This is a genomic window from Pseudomonas sp. BF-R-24 (assembly GCF_019947335.1).
In the GTDB taxonomy this organism is placed as follows: domain Bacteria; phylum Pseudomonadota; class Gammaproteobacteria; order Pseudomonadales; family Pseudomonadaceae; genus Aquipseudomonas; species Aquipseudomonas jessenii.
In genome coordinates, this window is sequence record NZ_JAGYGG010000031.1 from 1 (window position 1) to 15,191 (window position 15,191).

12 protein-coding genes are annotated in these 15,191 nt (G+C 60.9%); 7 read left to right on the forward strand and 5 right to left on the reverse strand.

From position 1 onward, the window contains the following. Positions 1 to 243 precede the first annotated feature (243 nt). Positions 244 to 843, reverse strand: a complete 600-nt coding sequence (locus tag KGA98_RS21365) for an FMN-dependent NADH-azoreductase (RefSeq protein ID WP_046043697.1) — start codon at positions 841 to 843, stop codon at positions 244 to 246. A gap of 230 nt (positions 844 to 1,073) precedes the next feature. Then, entirely contained in the window at positions 1,074 to 1,388 is a 315-nt protein-coding gene (locus KGA98_RS21370; protein WP_057715974.1) for a hypothetical protein, read from the reverse strand. A gap of 49 nt (positions 1,389 to 1,437) precedes the next feature. Here KGA98_RS21370 and KGA98_RS21375 point away from each other — a divergent pair, with 49 nt between their 5' ends. From KGA98_RS21375 to aqpZ, 6 genes are all read left to right on the forward strand, one after another. Next, positions 1,438 to 2,361: a LysR family transcriptional regulator gene (locus KGA98_RS21375; protein WP_007972479.1), complete on the forward strand. Its 924-nt coding sequence runs from the start codon at positions 1,438 to 1,440 to the stop codon at positions 2,359 to 2,361. A 14-nt stretch (positions 2,362 to 2,375) separates the two neighbouring features. After that, positions 2,376 to 3,179 carry an alpha/beta fold hydrolase gene (locus tag KGA98_RS21380; RefSeq protein ID WP_223503672.1) on the forward strand — a complete coding sequence of 268 codons (804 nt, stop codon included), beginning with the start codon at positions 2,376 to 2,378 and terminating at the stop codon, positions 3,177 to 3,179. Positions 3,180 to 3,182: 3 nt separating this feature from the next. Beyond that, positions 3,183 to 3,746 (forward strand): peptidylprolyl isomerase, encoded by a 564-nt coding sequence (locus tag KGA98_RS21385; RefSeq protein ID WP_218496949.1) that lies wholly within the window; start codon positions 3,183 to 3,185, stop codon positions 3,744 to 3,746. Positions 3,747 to 3,840: 94 nt separating this feature from the next. Beyond that, entirely contained in the window at positions 3,841 to 5,673 is a 1,833-nt protein-coding gene (locus tag KGA98_RS21390; RefSeq protein ID WP_223503674.1) for an ABC transporter ATP-binding protein, read from the forward strand. Between the two features lie 36 nt (positions 5,674 to 5,709). Continuing rightward, complete coding sequence (locus KGA98_RS21395) at positions 5,710 to 5,964, forward strand: hypothetical protein (protein ID WP_223503676.1); 255 nt, start codon at positions 5,710 to 5,712, stop codon at positions 5,962 to 5,964. 20 nt (positions 5,965 to 5,984) lie between these two features. After that, positions 5,985 to 6,683, forward strand: coding sequence for an aquaporin Z (gene aqpZ / locus KGA98_RS21400; RefSeq protein ID WP_057715979.1), 699 nt, complete (start codon positions 5,985 to 5,987; stop codon positions 6,681 to 6,683). Between the two features lie 11 nt (positions 6,684 to 6,694). Here aqpZ and KGA98_RS21405 read toward each other — a convergent pair whose 3' ends face one another. Then, complete coding sequence (locus KGA98_RS21405) at positions 6,695 to 7,819, reverse strand: GNAT family N-acetyltransferase (protein WP_223503678.1); 1,125 nt, start codon at positions 7,817 to 7,819, stop codon at positions 6,695 to 6,697. Between the two features lie 281 nt (positions 7,820 to 8,100). Between KGA98_RS21405 and KGA98_RS21410 the strand changes: the two genes are divergently transcribed. Further along, positions 8,101 to 9,432 (forward strand): putative porin, encoded by a 1,332-nt coding sequence (locus KGA98_RS21410; RefSeq protein WP_057715980.1) that lies wholly within the window; start codon positions 8,101 to 8,103, stop codon positions 9,430 to 9,432. Between the two features lie 309 nt (positions 9,433 to 9,741). On the opposite strand, the gene KGA98_RS21415 is transcribed toward KGA98_RS21410, so the two are convergent. Both KGA98_RS21415 and hrpA read right to left on the reverse strand, forming a co-directional pair. Beyond that, complete coding sequence (locus KGA98_RS21415; RefSeq protein WP_057715981.1) at positions 9,742 to 10,863, reverse strand: beta-ketoacyl-ACP synthase III; 1,122 nt, start codon at positions 10,861 to 10,863, stop codon at positions 9,742 to 9,744. A gap of 321 nt (positions 10,864 to 11,184) precedes the next feature. Then, positions 11,185 to 15,096 (reverse strand): ATP-dependent RNA helicase HrpA, encoded by a 3,912-nt coding sequence (hrpA, locus tag KGA98_RS21420; RefSeq protein ID WP_223503680.1) that lies wholly within the window; start codon positions 15,094 to 15,096, stop codon positions 11,185 to 11,187. Between the last annotated feature and the right edge of the window lie 95 nt (positions 15,097 to 15,191).

A 15,191-nucleotide genomic window follows, 5' to 3' on the forward strand; every position in this document is an offset into this window, starting at 1 on the left:
GGGACAGGTCAGGCAACAATGGTATCGACTGACACGACGCTTTCGCGAGCAAGCCCGCTCCCACAGGAGGTTGTCGGTGTTGGTTAAATCGCAGGCAAAAAAAAAGCCCGATCTCGCTAAAGCGTTCAATCGGGCCAGGGCACTCAGGAGCAACAAGTGCGAAGGGAGGTTCGATGCGCGTACAGGCTTGAAGGGTTGCGCCAGGTCACTAGACCATCCAGCGATTATCTGGCGATTAACCGGTCAGGCCACTTGCGAAAGCTTGGCGTTCGCCTGGTTCAGGCCTTTCTCCTGGAAGTCACCGCCCAGGTTCATGCCTTCGGCGTGGATGAACGTCACGTCGTGGATGCCGATGAAACCCATGACCTGGCGCAGGTACGGTTCCTGGTGATCGGCGGTGCTGCCGGCATAGATGCCGCCGCGAGCCGTCAACACATACGCACGCTTGCCGCTGAGCAGGCCTTGGGGACCGGTTTCGGTGTACTTGAAGGTCACGCCGGCACGCAGTACATGGTCGAGCCAGGCTTTCAGGGTGCTGGGGATCGCAAAGTTGTACATGGGCGCGGCCATGACCAGCACATCGGCGGCGAGCAATTCATCGGTCAACTGGTTGGAGCGTTCCAGGGACGCCTGTTCGATGTCGCTGCGCTGCTCGGCGGGTTTCATCCAGCCACCCAGCAGGTTGATGTCCAGATGCGGCACCGGCTTGACGGCCAGGTCCCGGACGGTGATCTGGTCATTCGGGTGAGCGGCTTTCCACTGGCTGATGAACGTCTGGGTCAGTTGGCGGGAAACCGAGTCTTGCTGACGGGCACTGCTTTCGATGATCAGAACGCGGGACATGGGATGTAGCCTCCATCTGAGAATGCTGTAGGTCGATGGAGTGAAGGTTAAACAGAGTCATATCGATGAAAAAGCGCAAATAACTGCTATAACCCATCAATAAATTCGTTTATAAGCAAACCATGCTCCTGTGGGAGCGGGCTTGCTCGCGAATAGGCCCTGTCAGTCGACATCAACGTTGAATGACACACCGCCTTCGCGAGCAAGCCCGCTCCCACAGGGGGTTGAGTTCATTTCGGGGTGCAGGTCAGCTCGATGCGCAGCTTGATGATGCTGCGGGTGAATTTGGCGGTTGCATTTTTGTGCTTGCCGGCCGGTACGTCGATCTTGCGGGTACGCGGGGCTTCCGGGCCATTGATGAAAACAACCTTGCAGCTGGCATCGACGTCGCCGTAGTTGGCCACCTGGATGGAGCCGATGTCGTTATCCGTGTCGTAGGTCTGGTAATCGATCTTCATGCCGTTGAGGTCTTTTTTCACATCGATCGGGTAAGCCATCGCTGTCAGCGGCAGCAGCGCCAGCAGCACACAACAGAATTTTTTCATTCAGCAGCCTCCAATTAGGGCTGCCAGCTTAGGACAAGAGGAGTTCAACATGAAAGCGCCCCGCGTGACCCTCGATCAATGGCGAACGCTGCAGGCCGTGGTCGATCACGGTGGTTTCGCCCAGGCCGCCGAGGCGCTGCATCGCTCGCAATCGTCAGTCAGCTACACCGTGGCCCGCATGCAGGATCAACTCGGCGTGCCGTTGCTGCGTATCGACGGACGCAAAGCCGTGCTGACCGAAGCCGGCGGGGTGCTGTTGCGCCGTTCCCGGCAACTGGTGAAACAGGCCAGTCAACTCGAAGACCTGGCCCATCACATGGAGCAGGGCTGGGAAGCCGAAGTGCGCCTGGTGGTCGATGCCGCTTACCCAAGCGCCCGCCTCGTCCGCGCCTTGACCGCGTTCATGCCGCAAAGCCGTGGCTGCCGGGTGCGCCTGCGCGAGGAAGTGCTGTCTGGCGTGGAGGAAGTCCTGCTCGAAGGCGTGGCCGACCTGGCCATCACGGGTTTCAGTATTCCCGGTTACCTGGGCGCGGAGTTGAGCGACGTCGAGTTCGTCGCGGTTGCCCATCCGGAGCATCCCCTGCACCGCCTCAACCGCGAACTGAGCTTCCAGGACCTGGAAAGCCAGATGCAGGTAGTGATCCGCGACTCGGGCCGCCAGCAACCACGGGACGTCGGCTGGCTCGGTGCCGAACAGCGCTGGACCGTCGGCAGCCTGGCCACCGCCGCGACGTTCGTCAGCAGCGGTCTGGGGTTTGCCTGGCTGCCCCGGCACTTGATCGAACGGGAACTCAAGGAAGGTACGCTCAAGCTGCTACCGTTGGATCAGGGCGGCAGCCGTAACCCGAGCTTTTACCTGTATTCGAACAAGGACAAACCGCTGGGACCGGCCACGCAGATTCTCATCGAACTGCTGCGTACGTTTGACACCGCACCACTGGACGCACCGTTCGCCGCCCCCGAACAAGCCTGACACGGAGTGTATGCATGGCCTATTTCGAACACGAAGGTTGTAACCTGCACTATGAGGAATATGGCCACGGCACGCCGCTGCTGCTGGTCCACGGTCTTGGTTCCAGCACGCTGGACTGGGAAAAACAGATCCCGACACTTGCCACCCGCTACCGGGTGATCGTCCCGGATGTGCGTGGTCACGGCCGTTCGGACAAGCCCCAGGAGCGCTACAGCATCGCCGGATTCAGCGCTGACCTGATTGCACTGATCGAACACCTCAATCTCGGTCCGGCACACTATGTCGGCCTGTCCATGGGCGGCATGATCGGCTTCCAGCTGGGCGTGGATCAGCCGCAACTGCTCAAGAGTCTGTGCATCGTCAACAGCGCGCCCGAGGTCAAGCTGCGCAGCCGCGATGACTACTGGCAGTGGTTCAAGCGCTGGAGCCTGATGCACGCACTCAGCCTGCGCACCATTGGCAAGGCACTGGGTAGCAAGCTGTTCCCCAAACCCGAGCAGGCCGATTTGCGACAAAAAATGGCCGAACGCTGGGCAAAAAACGACAAACATGCTTATCTCGCCAGCTTCAATGCCATTGTCGGCTGGGGAGTCCAGGAACGACTTTCGAAGGTCACCTGTCCAACCCTCATTGTCAGCGCCGACCGTGACTACACACCGGTGGCGCTGAAGGAAAACTACGTAAAACTGTTGCCCGACGCGCGGCTGGTGGTGATCGCCGATTCACGCCACGCCACGCCGCTGGACCAGCCGGAACACTTCAACCAGACGCTGCTGGAGTTTCTGACCGCAGTCGACACCACCACTCAGGATCACTGACCCATGCTGAAAACAATCGCCCTCGCCGCAGGCACCGTCCTGTTTGCCGCCAACCTGATGGCCGCGACGCCGGAAAAGGCCCCGCATGTGCTGCTGGACACCACCAACGGCCAGATCGAAATCGAACTGGACCCGGTCAAGGCCCCGATCAGTACCAAGAACTTCCTTGCGTACGTCGACAGTGGTTTCTACAACAACACGATTTTCCACCGGGTGATCCCGGGGTTCATGGCCCAGGGCGGTGGTTTCACCTCCTCGATGCAGCAGAAACCGACCAAGGACCCGATCAAGAACGAAGCCAGCAACGGCCTGCATAACGTGCGTGGCACGCTGTCGATGGCACGCACCTCCGATCCTGACTCGGCCACCAGCCAGTTCTTCATCAACGTCAAGGACAACGATTTCCTTGATCCGGGCCGCGACGCCGGCTACGCCGTGTTCGCCAAAGTGGTCAAGGGCATGGACGTGGTCGATATCATCGTCAACACGCCTACCACCAGCAAAAACGGTATGCGCGACGTGCCGGCCGATCCGGTGTTCATCAAGTCAGCCAAGCGCATCGACTGAGACTAAGCTGGACAAGGATGTCCGAGCCGTTGCCGGTGTTTGCCGGCAACGCTCAAAACGTTAAAAGGAGAGCCCGCTCGCGGGCGAGCAACCAATGCTTTATCGCCGCTTTGAAAAACTGATCGATGTTTTCCGCGAAGCACCGACGGCGTCTCCGCCGGACCGGGTTTTCCCTTTCTACACTTATTACCTCAAGCAGGTCTGGCCGAGCTTCGCCGCCCTGCTGATCGTCGGCCTGATTGGTGCGTTGATCGAGGTGGCGTTGTTCAGCTACCTGAGCCGTATCATCGACCTGGCCCAAGGCACGCCGAACATCAATCTGTTCCAGGATCACGCCCTCGAACTGACCTGGATGGTGGTGGTCGCGCTGGTGCTGCGCCCCATATTCGTGGGCCTGCATGACCTGCTGGTGCACCAGACCCTGAGTCCCAGCATGACCAGCATGATCCGCTGGCAGAACCACAGCTACGTGCTCAAGCAGAGCCTGAATTTCTTCCAGAACGACTTCGCCGGGCGCATCGCCCAACGCATCATGCAAACCGGCAACTCACTGCGCGATTCCGCTGTGCAGGCCGTGGATGCGTTGTGGCATGTGCTGATCTACGCCATCAGTTCCCTGGTGCTGTTCGCCGAAGCCGACTGGCGCCTGATGATCCCGCTGCTGACCTGGATCTTCGCCTTTATCGGCGCCCTCTGTTACTTCGTGCCACGGGTCAAGGATCGCTCGGTGGTGGCGTCCGATGCGCGCTCCAAACTCATGGGGCGGATTGTCGACGGCTACACCAACATCACCACCCTGAAATTGTTCGCCCACACCAACTTCGAGCAGCAATACGCCCGCGAAGCGATCAAGGAACAGACCGAAAAGGCGCAACTGGCTGGCCGTGTGGTCACCAGCATGGACGTGGTCATCACCAGCACGAACGGCTTGCTGATCGTCTGCACCACCGGCCTGGCCCTGTGGTTGTGGACGCAGTCGTTGATCAGCGTCGGGGCGATTGCCCTGGCCACCGGCCTGGTGATCCGCATCGTCAACATGTCCGGCTGGATCATGTGGGTGGTGACCGGCATTTTCGAAAACATCGGCATGGTGCAGGACGGTCTGCAGACCATCTCGCAACCCGTCAGCGTCACCGACCGCGACCAGGCCAAACCCCTGGCGGTGGCCCGTGGCGAAGTACGCTTCGAACAGGTGGATTTCCACTACGGCAAGCAGAGCGGGATCATCGGCGACCTCAACCTGAGCATCAAGGCTGGCGAGAAAATCGGCCTGATCGGCCCTTCCGGCGCCGGCAAGTCAACCCTGGTGAACCTGCTGCTGCGCCTGTACGACGTCGAAGGCGGACGCATCCTGATCGACGGCCAGAACATCGCCGACGTCAGCCAGGAAAGCCTGCGCGAACGCATCGGCATGATCACCCAGGACACCTCGCTGCTGCACCGCTCGATCCGTGACAACCTGCTGTATGGCAAACCCGACGCCACCGACGCCCAACTCTGGGAAGCGGTGCACAAGGCCCGGGCTGACGGTTTCATTCCTTCGTTGTCGGACGCTGAAGGCCGTACCGGTTTCGATGCCCACGTCGGTGAGCGCGGGGTGAAACTCTCCGGCGGCCAGCGCCAGCGCATCGCCATCGCCCGGGTACTGCTCAAGGACGCGCCGATCCTGATCATGGATGAGGCCACGTCGGCACTGGACTCGGAAGTCGAAGCGGCGATCCAGGAAAGTCTCGAGACCCTGATGCAGGGCAAAACCGTGATCGCCATCGCTCACCGGCTCTCGACCATCGCCCGGATGGACCGGCTGGTGGTGCTGGAAAACGGCAAGATCGCCGAAACCGGAACCCACGCCGAGCTGCTCGCCCATGGCGGTTTGTATGCGCGGTTGTGGCAACACCAGACCGGTGGGTTTGTCGGGATCGATTGATCCGCAGGATGGCCACATTACCCTGTAGGAGCGAGCTTGCTCGCGATGGTCGTCAACGATAATGCTGGGAGCCTGACAGCCCGCGGCGTTCTCTGGTTCATCGCGAGCAAGCTCGCTCCTACAGGGGGGCAAGTGAAGCCGAAAGATTGTAAAAAACCGCCAGGGCCCGCCAACAACGGGCCCTGGCGGTTTTTTATGCCTGCTGGAATTCTGAAAAAACCGTGCTGTACTGACTTCAACGTTCTGGAGATGGTTCTGCAGTCCATCGGCTGGATGCTAAAGGAAGCATAATCTCGAAAGGGCACTCTCTTATGTCTCTGTTAAAACGTTCGGCGACTGAGTTGGTTGGTACGTTCTGGCTGGTGTTGGGTGGTTGCGGCAGCGCAGTGTTGGCGGCGGCTTTTCCGGAGGTGGGGATCGGCCTGCTCGGGGTGTCCTTCGCGTTTGGCCTGACAGTGCTGACCATGGCTTTTGCCATTGGCCATATTTCCGGCTGTCATCTCAATCCCGCGGTATCCCTCGGCCTGGTGGTGGGTGGGCGGTTTCCGGCCAAGGAATTGCCGGCCTACATCATTGCCCAGGTCATTGGCGGTGTGATTGCCGCCGCGCTGCTGTACTTCATTGCCAGCGGCAAACCCGGTTTCGAACTGGCGGGAGGCCTGGCGTCCAACGGCTACGGCGAACACTCGCCTGGCGGCTATTCGATGGCGGCAGGGTTTGTCTGTGAACTGGTGATGACCGCGATGTTCATCCTGATCATCCTCGGCGCCACCGACAAACGTGCACCGGCAGGACTGGCACCCATTGCCATCGGCCTGGGGCTGACGCTGATCCACCTGATCTCGATCCCGGTCACCAACACTTCAGTCAACCCGGCGCGCAGCACCGGCCCGGCGCTGATCGTCGGCGGCTGGGCGATTCAACAACTGTGGATGTTCTGGGTCGCGCCGCTACTGGGTGCAGTGGTCGGTGGCGTGCTGTATCGCGGGCTGGGCAAGGAAGAAAGCTGACACGCTGAAGTTCAGCCTTGTCGATAAGGCAAGGCTGACTTCGCATCCTCTGCATAAGCCAGCACCCCCAGCCGCTCCTGCTCCAGGAAGTCTTTCACCGCAGCTTTCAATCCCGAATGCCGCAAGTAGTGCCAGGAATGCGTAATGACTGGCTCGAATCCGCGAATCAGTTTGTGCTCGCCCTGGGCTCCGGCATCGAAACGCTGGAAACCGTTGGCAATGGCATAGTCCATGCCCTGGTAGAAACAGGTCTCGAAATGCAGGCGATCGAACTCTGCCAGGCATCCCCAGTAACGGCCATAAAAGCTGTCGCCCCCCACCAGACTGAACGCCATCGCCACCGGCCTTGAACCCTGTTTGGCCAGTACCACGCGAATCGACTCAGGCATGCGCTCGGCCAGCAGGCTGAAAAACTCCCGCGTCAGGTACGGCGCTTGCCGGCGCACCGCGTACGTATTGGCGTAGCAGGCATAGACGAAATCCCATTGCGCCTGGCTCAGGTCCCGCCCCTCCAGCCATTCGAACTCGAAACCCTGGCCGGCCACCTGCTCGCGCTCCTTGCGCATCTGTTTGCGCTTGCGCGAACTGAGCACGTCGAGGAAGTCCTGGAAATCCCGGTAGCCGCGATTCTGCCAGTGGTATTGACAGCCAACGCGCTGCAGCCAGCCCGGTTGCTCGCTCAGTGCCGCGTCGGTGAACGGATCGGTGAAATTGATGTGAGCACTGGAGAGCCCTTCAAGCTCCAGGTAGCCCGGCAGGCTTTTCAACAACTCGAAGCCGTCTTCGACCGTGGCCGCCAACAGCCGCGGCCCGGTGACCGGACTGAACGGCACCGCGCCCAACAGCTTGGGGTAGTAGTCGATGCCGGCACGTTCACAGGCATCGGCCCAGGCGTGATCGAACACGTACTCGCCATAGGAATGCCACTTGCGATAACCGGGCAGCGCGGCGATCAGTCGATCCCCTTCGACGTGCAATAAATGCTCGGGCTGCCAGCCGGTATGGGGTCCGACGCTGCCGCTGTCTTCCAGTGCGCTCAAAAAGGCGTGACGCAGAAAAGGCTGAGTCTCGGGCACCAGTGCATCCCACGTCTGCGGGGCGATTTCTGACAGTTTTTGCAGGCGTTGCAACGGCATCACCATCCTCACTCTTCATGGCGTGTAAGCCCCGCGAGTATCGCCTATCGCTCTGCAATGCACACGGGCAAAACGACGACAGCGCTCTAACTCAATAGTTCACGGCAGCTTTGTATCGTCATCGACATGACATCACATTGCCACCGCCCTGTAATAAACCATCGCGATACTGGCGCCTGTTTTTAGAGCGCCGGGTTATACCCGGCCACTGTTTTCCGCCCCCTTATGGTCGGTTGTGTCCCGGATGGCTCTGTCATCCCCTCTCATCTTCGGAGATTGATATGCGTCTTGCTTCCACGAAAACTGCGGCGGCCTTGTGCGGTGGCCTGTTGCTGGCCATGAGTGTTCCGGCCAGTGCCGCAGTCGACGCCAAACTGCTCGACATGCTCAAGGCTAACGGCTCGATCACCAGCGCGCAGTACAGCGAACTGCAAGCCGAGCTGGCCAGGGATCAGAAAGAACAGCAGATCGCCCGTCAGGCTCAGCAAGAGACCAACGAGCAAATCGCGGCCACCGCGAAGAAAACCGACACACTGAGCGCTTTCGACCAGAAACTGGCCTGGGCTGCCAAGACCCAGTTCAAGGGCGACGTGCGCTTCCGTCAGGAAACCGTGCACAACGATGGCGTATCCAACAACAAAGACCAGGACCGTCAGCGCATTCGTGCCCGCCTGGGTGCCTACACCGAAATCAACCCGCAAGTCGACACCGGTATCCGTATCGCCACCGGCAACAACGACGACGCTCGATCCACCAACCAGAGCCTGGACAACTACTTCGACAAGAAGCAGATCTGGCTGGACCAGGGTTACGTCGACTACCACCCGGACGCGATCAAGAACCTGCACCTGGTTGGCGGCAAGATGCCGCAACAATGGGTGAGCATGGGCGACATCATCTGGGATAGCGACATCAGCCCGGAAGGTCTGGCCGTTACCTACAAGTACCCGCTGAGCGGCAGCACCGAGCTGTTCGGCAGCGCCGGTCACTACACCCTCAAGGACAACGTCGACGGTGAAGGCGTGCAGTTCAAGCACGACCTGCGCCTGTATGCCGGCCAGTTGGGTGGTCGCTTCGCCATCACCGACAGCATGAAAATGACCTTGGGCGGCAGTCTCTACGCCTACGACAACGATGACAGCAGCGCCTGCCCTACCAGCGGCACCGTCACCACGCCGTGCGCACTGGCCGTCAACGGCAACAGCCCGGGCGAACAGTTCAAACTGTACGAAGGCTTTGGCCAGCTGGACTTCTCCAACCTGCCAGTACCGCTGTCGCTGTACGGTCAGTACGTCAACAACGCCGATGCCAGCAACGACCAGGACACTGGCTGGTTGGCCGGTGTCAAGACCAAGCTTTACGGCTTCGGCGTGGACTACAACTACCGCGACGTACAGCGTAACGCTGTGGTGGGCGCCTTCACCGACTCCGACTTCGCCAACGGCTTCACCGGTTCGCGCGGCAGCAAGCTGAAAGTGAGCTACGAACTGGACAAGAACTTCACCCTGGGCGCGACCTACTACATGGCGACCTCGGACCAGACCAACGCCAACATCAAGAAAACCGATTCGGACATCAACACCCTGCAACTGGATGCCGAAGCCAAGTTCTGATTCACCCCGCTACACGACTCGGGCAAGGAAGCCCGGGACGCTTTTACAGCCTGGCTTTGATGTATCGGTCCCCATCATCCTCCGACACATCAACGCCGGGCTGTTTTCATATCCCCGCCTGCACATATTCATTGTGGCGAGGGGGCTTGCCCCCGTTGGATCGCGAAGCGATCCCAAACCCGGCCACTGCAATTTGACAGACATACCGTATCAGCCTGTTCTACGTCGACTTCGTCGCCGAACGGGGGCAAGCCCCCTCGCCACAAAAGCCCTGCCAAAAAAATCGCAGCTGCGACAGTTAAAACAATTTCAGCGCTTGCGCAGCAACACGCTACCAATCGAATAACCGGCACCGAACGAACTGAGCACGGCCAGCGAACCTGCAGCCAGATCGTCCTGGTTCTTGTGGAACGCAATCACGGAACCGGCGGAACTGGTGTTGGCGTAGGTGTCGAGAATCACCGGCGCTTCCTGTTCGGTGGCGTCGCGGCCCAGCAGTTTCTTGACGATCAGGTGGTTCATGCTGAGGTTGGCCTGATGCAGCCAGAAGCGCTTCACGTCGCTGACGTTGAGCTGGTTCTCCTGCAGATGCTCACCGATCAGCTCGGCAACCAACGGGCAGACTTCCTTGAACACCTTGCGGCCTTCCTGCACGAACAGTTTGTCCTTGGCACCGATGCCCTCTTCCGCCGCGCGGTTGAGGAAGCCGAAGTTGTTGCGGATGTTGTTGGAGAACTTGGTCAGCAGCTTGGTGCTGACGATGTCGAACTGGTACTTGGACGTCGCCAGGTCAGCACGCTCGATGATCACCGCGGTGGCAGCGTCACCGAAGATGAAGTGGCTGTCGCGGTCACGGAAGTTCAGGTGGCCGGTGCAGACTTCCGGGTTGACCATCAGGACCGCCCGGGCCTGGCCCAGTTGCACGCTGTTGGCGGCGGTCTGGATACCGAAGGTCGCCGAGGAGCACGCCACGTTCATGTCGAAACCGAAACCCTGGATGCCCAGCGCTTCCTGGACTTCGATGGCAATGGCTGGATAGGCGCGCTGCAGGTTGGAACAGGCGACGATCACGCCGTCGATGTCCGCGGCGGTCTTGCCGGCGCGCTGCAAGGCTTGTTCGGCCGCGCCGATGGCCATCTGGCACAGTACCGACCACTCGTCGTTGGAGCGCTCCGGCAGGCGTGGGGCCATGCGCTGCGGGTCGAGGATGCCATCCTTGTCCATGACAAAGCGGCTCTTGATGCCCGAGGCTTTTTCGATGAACGCGGCGCTGGATTCGGTCAATGCCTCCACTTCACCGCGCGCAATGGCATCGGCGTTGTCGGCGTTGAATTGCGCGACGTAAGTATTGAAAGACTGCACCAGCTCTTCGTTGGAAATGCTATTGGCCGGGGTGTACAGGCCGGTGCCGCTGATGACGACATTATGCATGGTCGTGTCTCTAATCTGTTCAGGCAGAAAGCATTGGCACCGTCGTACCAATACACAAAGGGTCTATTCCCATCCGGGGGACGCAAACCTGGCATCGCTTTATTCCTGCTCGCAACCGGTCGAAGGCTCTAGGTCGCGAAACTGGCGTTTATGGTCGCGAAGTTTGCCATAAACCTTGGGTTTTGGCGCCTTTTGCGAGAGCAACGCAATACTTGTAGGAGCGAGCTCGCTCGCGATGAACCAGAGAACGCCGCGGGGTGTCAGGTTCCCAGCGTTATCGTTGACGACCATCGCGAGCGAGCTCGCTCCTACAAGGGTGTGTCAGGCCTCTACCTGACTCCACTGCTTGTTCAGGCGCTTGTCGGAGATCGGCACCTTGGTTCCCAACTGTTGCGCAAACAACGAAACCCGGTATTCCTCCAGCCACCAGCGATACAACTCCAGCTGCGGATCGCGCTTGCCTTCCTGGGCGTGTTTGCTGGCGCGGGTCTGGTATTGCGTCCACAGGCCGCTCAACTCGCCGCTCCAGACCCGGTCGCGCTGCACCTGGGCACCGATTTTTTCAAAGCGCTGTTCGATCGCCTTGAGGTAACGCGGCAACTCCTTGAGCCACTGCATCGGCGTTTCCCGGACAAATCCCGGATAGACCAGGTAGCTGAGCTGCTGCTTGATGTCGTTCAGGGCCACGGCTTGGGCGAGATCGATCTTGCCCTTGAAGCGCTTTTGCAGGCCATGCCAGAGCTTGAGGATTTCCAGGGTCAGCTTCGCCACACGTTCGGCGTGCTCGGTCCAGGCGCCACGCTTGCGCTCAGCCAGGGACGCCAGACCGGCGCCGTCACGGGGCAGCGGGTCTTCACCTTCGAGAATGCAGCTGTCGAGGCTGGCCAGCAGAATGTCTTCCACCAGCGCATCGACCCGTCCCATGTCGCGGTACAGCAGGCCCAGCTCGGTCAGGCCCGGCAACTTGCCGCGCAGGAACTTCGCAGGCTCAGCCAGTTGCTGCATCAGCAAGCGTTGCAGGGCACGGCGATGCTGGAACTCGGCTTCGGCCGGGGTGGAGAAACGCCCTTCCTTGACCGTCCCGGCTTCCTCCACCAGCGCCGGGTAGACCGTCATCGACAGCCCGGCGATCTTCTGTTGGGTTTTCTCGGCCACGGCGGCAAACACTTTCGGCTCCACCGGTTGTTGGCTCTTCGCGGTTTGCGGCACCGCCAATGCTGCCTGGCTGGCTTCGGCGAAACGCGCGGTGAGCTCGGCCAGATCGCGACCTTCGCCGAGGAACTTGCCCTGGGCGTCGACGATTTCCAGGTTCATCCGCAGATGACTTTCGACCTGCTGCGCGGCCTCGCTCCAAGCTTCATCGCTGACGCGGGCACCGGTCATGCGCAGCAGTTCGCGACCCAAGGCCTGAGGCAGCGAGCCCTCGGCAAAGGTCATGCGCTGCAAGGCCGCCTTGACGAAGTCCGGCACCGGTACGAAATTCTTGCGCAAGGCCTTGGGCAGGTTGCGCACCAGGGCAATGCATTTGGCTTCGATGACGCCCGGCACCAGCCATTCCAGGCGTTCCGGTGGCAGCATCGGCAACAGCGGTGCCGGCACGCGCAGGGTCACGCCGTCGCGCGGGTGATTCGGTTCGAAGTGGTAGCTGAGGGCTAATTCCAGATCGCCGATATGCAGCGTATCCGGGTAATGCTGGGCGGTGACTTCACTGGCTTCGCGGGCCAGCACGTCTTCTTCGCGCATGATCAGCAGCTGCGGGTCTTTCTGGCTGTTGATGCGGTACCAGCTGTCGAAGGTCGCGGTCTGATGGATCTCCGCCGGTAGCCGTGCGTCGTAGAAGGCGTAGAGGGTTTCTTCGTCGGCGAGGATATCGCGACGGCGGGCCTTGGCTTCCAGTTCGTCGAGTTGTTCCAGCAGCTGTTTGTTGGCGGTCAGGCACTTGGCTTTCGACTGGATCTCGCCGCGCACCAGTGCTTCGCGGATAAACAACTCGCGTGAAACCACCGGATCCACCGGGCCGTAATGCACCGGCCGGCGCCCGACCACGATCAACCCGAACAGGGTGATCTGCTCGAACGCCACGACCTGGCCACGCTTCTTCTCCCAGTGGGGCTCGAAGTGGTTCTTCTTGATCAAGTGCCCGGCCAGCGGCTCGATCCAGTCGGCATCGATCTTGGCGACCATACGCGCGTAGAGCTTGGTGGTTTCCACCAGTTCGGCGGTCATCAACCATTGCGGGCGTTTTTTGCCGATTCCCGACGACGGGTGAATCCAGAAGCGCCGCTGACGGGCGCCGAGGTAATCGCCCTCTTCGGTTTTCTGGCCGATCTGGCTGAGCAACCCCACCAGCACCGCTTTGTGCAGTTTCGGATAGTCCGCCGGCTCTTTATTGAGGCTCAGCTGCATGTCGCGGCAGATCAGGCTCAATTGGCGATGGGAGTCGCGCCACTCGCGCAGGCGCAGGTAATTGAGGAAATTCTTGCGGCACCAGTTTCGCAGCGGACTGGCCGTCAGCGCCTGGCGCTGCTCTTCGAAACCACGCCACAGATTGACCAGCCCGGCGAAGTCCGAGTCGGCGTCTTTCCACTGGGCATGGGCCTGATCCGCCGCTTGCTGACGCTCCGGCGGACGCTCGCGCGGGTCCTGGATCGACATGGCGCTGGCGACGATCAGCACTTCCTGCAGGCTGCCGAGCTTCGCCGCTTCCAGCAGCATGCGGCCCATGCGCGGGTCCACCGGCAGCCGCGCCAGTTGCCGACCGAGCGGAGTCAGCTGGCTGTTGCGGTCCACCGCCGAAAGTTCTTGCAGCAGGTTGTAACCGTCGCTGATGGCCTTGCCATCGGGCGGCTCGATAAACGGGAACGCGGTGACTTCGCCGAGGCGCAGATGCAGCATCTGCAAGATGACCGCCGCGAGGTTGGTGCGCAGGATTTCCGGATCGGTAAACTCCGGGCGACCGAGGAAATCCTCTTCGCTGTACAGGCGCACGCAGATGCCCGGCTCGACCCGTCCGCACCGGCCTTTACGCTGGTTGGCGCTGGCCTGGGAAATGGCTTCGATGGGCAGGCGCTGGACCTTGGCCCGGTAGCTGTAGCGGCTGATGCGCGCCGTTCCGCTGTCGATCACGTAGCGAATGCCCGGCACGGTCAGCGAGGTTTCCGCGACGTTGGTCGCCAGTACCACGCGACGGCCTGGGTGAGACTGGAAAATCCGCTGTTGCTCGGCCGGCGACAACCGCGCGTACAACGGCAGGATTTCGGTGTGCTTGAGCTGAGCCTTGCGCAGCATGTCGGCGGCGTCGCGAATCTCGCGTTCACCGGGCAGGAACACCAGCACGTCACCGGGGCTGCGGCGTTCGCTGCGCTCGTAGGCGGCGATTTCGTCGAGGGTGGCAAGGATCGCCTGATCCACCGTCAGGTCGTCCTCGACGCGGTTGCCCTCTTCGTCCTGCTCAAGCGTCAGCGGGCGATACCAGGTCTCCACCGGGTAGGTGCGGCCGGATACCTCGACAATCGGCGCGTCATCGAAGTGCTTGGAGAAACGCTCCAGGTCGATGGTTGCCGAAGTGATGATGACTTTCAGGTCGGGACGGCGCGGCAGCAGGGTTTTCAGGTAGCCGAGCAGGAAGTCGATGTTGAGGCTGCGTTCGTGGGCCTCGTCGACGATGATCGTGTCGTAGCGTTCCAGATAACGATCATTCTGGGTTTCCGCCAGCAGGATGCCGTCGGTCATCAGTTTGATCAGGGTGCTGGAATCGCTCTGATCCTCGAATCGCACCTGATAGCCGACCAACGCGCCCAGCGGTGTACCGAGTTCTTCGGCGACCCGGCTGGCGACGCTGCGCGCAGCGATCCGGCGGGGCTGGGTGTGGCCGATCAGGCCGTGCTGGCCGCGACCGATTTCCAGGCAGATCTTCGGCAACTGGGTGGTTTTACCCGAGCCGGTCTCACCGGCGATGATCAGCACCTGATGCTTTTCCAGCGCCTTTTTGATTTCGTCGCGCTTGGCGGCGATCGGCAGGCTGTCGTCGTAACGGATCACCGGCAGGCTAGCCTTGCGCGCCAGTACCTGCTCACAGGACGCCTGCATCCGCGTCACCCACTGGCCCAGCCTGGCCTCGTCGGGTTTCTTGCGCAGCTCAAGCAACTGCCGCCGCAGCCGGTGGCGGTCGGCGAGCATGGCGTGATCGAGGTTTTTCAGCAGTTTGTCGATGGAGGGCGATTCGTCGGTCATCGGGTACGCAATTCAGTCGTCTAGTGGCGCAGGGTGGCGATTGTCGCAGATTTTACGACCGCTGCGCGGCCGATCGCGAGCAAGCTCGCTCCCAC

Bases quoted from the DNA above. Each gene is read 5' to 3' on its own strand.
- KGA98_RS21365 (WP_046043697.1), bottom strand. From the start codon at position 843: ATGTCCCGCGTTCTGATCATCGAAAGCAGTGCCCGTCAGCAAGACTCG.
- KGA98_RS21370 (WP_057715974.1), bottom strand. From the start codon at position 1,388: ATGAAAAAATTCTGTTGTGTGCTGCTGGCGCTGCTGCCGCTGACAGCG.
- KGA98_RS21375 (WP_007972479.1), top strand. From the start codon at position 1,438: ATGAAAGCGCCCCGCGTGACCCTCGATCAATGGCGAACGCTGCAGGCC.
- KGA98_RS21380 (WP_223503672.1), top strand. From the start codon at position 2,376: ATGGCCTATTTCGAACACGAAGGTTGTAACCTGCACTATGAGGAATAT.
- KGA98_RS21385 (WP_218496949.1), top strand. From the start codon at position 3,183: ATGCTGAAAACAATCGCCCTCGCCGCAGGCACCGTCCTGTTTGCCGCC.
- KGA98_RS21390 (WP_223503674.1), top strand. From the start codon at position 3,841: ATGCTTTATCGCCGCTTTGAAAAACTGATCGATGTTTTCCGCGAAGCA.
- aqpZ (WP_057715979.1), top strand. From the start codon at position 5,985: ATGTCTCTGTTAAAACGTTCGGCGACTGAGTTGGTTGGTACGTTCTGG.
- KGA98_RS21405 (WP_223503678.1), bottom strand. From the start codon at position 7,819: ATGCCGTTGCAACGCCTGCAAAAACTGTCAGAAATCGCCCCGCAGACG.
- KGA98_RS21410 (WP_057715980.1), top strand. From the start codon at position 8,101: ATGCGTCTTGCTTCCACGAAAACTGCGGCGGCCTTGTGCGGTGGCCTG.
- KGA98_RS21415 (WP_057715981.1), bottom strand. From the start codon at position 10,863: ATGCATAATGTCGTCATCAGCGGCACCGGCCTGTACACCCCGGCCAAT.
- hrpA (WP_223503680.1), bottom strand. From the start codon at position 15,096: ATGACCGACGAATCGCCCTCCATCGACAAACTGCTGAAAAACCTCGAT.